The sequence below is a fragment of the Photorhabdus viridis genome (genome assembly GCF_040256935.1).
In the GTDB taxonomy this organism is placed as follows: Bacteria; Pseudomonadota; Gammaproteobacteria; order Enterobacterales; family Enterobacteriaceae; genus Photorhabdus; species Photorhabdus viridis.
Genome location: NZ_JBEJZY010000135.1, coordinates 1 through 1,705, shown reverse-complemented (window position 1 = coordinate 1,705; position 1,705 = coordinate 1). Strand labels below are relative to the sequence as shown.

1 protein-coding gene is annotated in these 1,705 nt (G+C 56.7%); it reads right to left on the bottom strand.

Annotated elements, in window-relative coordinates; translation table 11 throughout:
• Positions 1 to 1,705, bottom strand: a 1,705-nt coding sequence (locus ABR397_RS22495; RefSeq protein ID WP_350307658.1) for a condensation domain-containing protein, incomplete at both ends; no start/stop codon positions are given.

Genomic DNA, 1,705 nt, shown 5'->3' with positions numbered 1-1,705 from the left:
GTTGCACTACCTGAGCCGTCAGCCCCAGGGCTTCCCCAAAATCCTCCACTGACAGCATTAACGGATAGTTGGTCCGCTCCTGTGCGCCCAGAAATTCAATACCACTGATAATGTCATCCGCCGTTGCCGACAAAGTATTGTGCCGATAATTCAACAGACTATTAAAAAGTGGGAGATCGCCCGGTACACCACTGCAACGCTGGGCCAGCGCCAGTGACGCGTGTTCATGGGTTAATAATCCGGCCAGTCGGGTATGGGCGGCCTGCACGCTGTCCCTTACCGGCGTTTCATCAATATCCAGACGCAGCGGCAGGGTATTGATAAACAGCCCCATGCCACTGTCAACGCCTTCTCCCGCCTGCATACGACCAAACAGCACTGTACCAAACACGACATTCTTCTGACCACTGGTACGCGACAACACCTGCGCCCAGGCCAGATGACACAGCGCCGCCAGACTGACCCCCAAATGCCGGGCCTGACTGCGCAGACGATCATTCAGCTCAGGTGCCAACATGCGGTGGGATTCCGTCACCTGCGAACCATCACTATGCACCTCCGTCAATCCGAACGGCAGCGTGGGTTCATCCACCGCCGCCAGCATATCGGTAAAGAAGCGGGTATGCGCTTCCTGATTCACGCCCAACCGGGCCTGCGCCACCAAATTGCGGAAAGGAACCGGTGCCGGCAGGCTATCCGTTTGATCCGTAAGGTATGCCTGGACTTCGCGGTGTATCACTTCCATCGTTTCATGGTCGCCAATCAGGTGATGCAGCAATTGCAGGACAATCCAGCGGCCATCGGTCTCCTGCGCCACCACAAAGCGCAATAACGGCGCTTCCCCCAAGTCGAGACGATGATGATGCGGATCAAAGCGCCGGGTTAACTGGTCACTGATCGCGCCGTCAGCCAGATCCAGTGTCAGTTCCATCACCGACAAGGTCGCCTGACGCCAGACCACCTGTGCCGGTACGGATAATCCTTGCCAGATAAAAGCGGTACGTAAGATATCATGCCGATCAACTGCCCGTTGAACCGCGGCCAGATAACGATCTAACAGAGACCGGTCAGCAAAGGCCATCAAACCCGTCAACAGATACGGATCCCCTTCGTTTGCCAGTAAGTGGTGGAATAAAATACCGTCCTGCAACGGCGACAGGGCATAGATATCCTGAATATTGGCTACCCCGCCCGGCACCTGTTCAACGATACGGTCAATCTCAGCCTGAGTCAGATCAATCAGCGGCAACATCGCCGGCATCAGTGTCGTATCTGCCGGGGTGATAACGTTAGGCGGCACGGTCACCGCCTGATGCTGTCCCAGTGACCGGGCCAGTTCAAACAGCACCGGAAACTGGAACAGATCACGCGCCGTCAGGGTCAACCCAAGGTGACGCAGGCGTTCAACCACCCGTATCGCCAGCAGCGAATGCCCCCCCAAAGCGAAGAAACTGTCATGCCGGCTAACCTGTTCAATCCCCAGTAATTCCCGCCAAATCGCCGCCAGGGCGATTTCCGTTTCGCCCTGGGGCGCTTCGTAAACTTGATAAGCAAAGGCTTCATTGTCCGGGGCCGGCAATGCCCGGCGATCCAGTTTACCATTCGGCGTCAACGGCAACGCCTCCAGCCGCACAAAAGCCGACGGCACCATGTAGTCAGGCAGCTGAACACTCAGATGGTCACGCAGGCTATGAATCAATCCCTC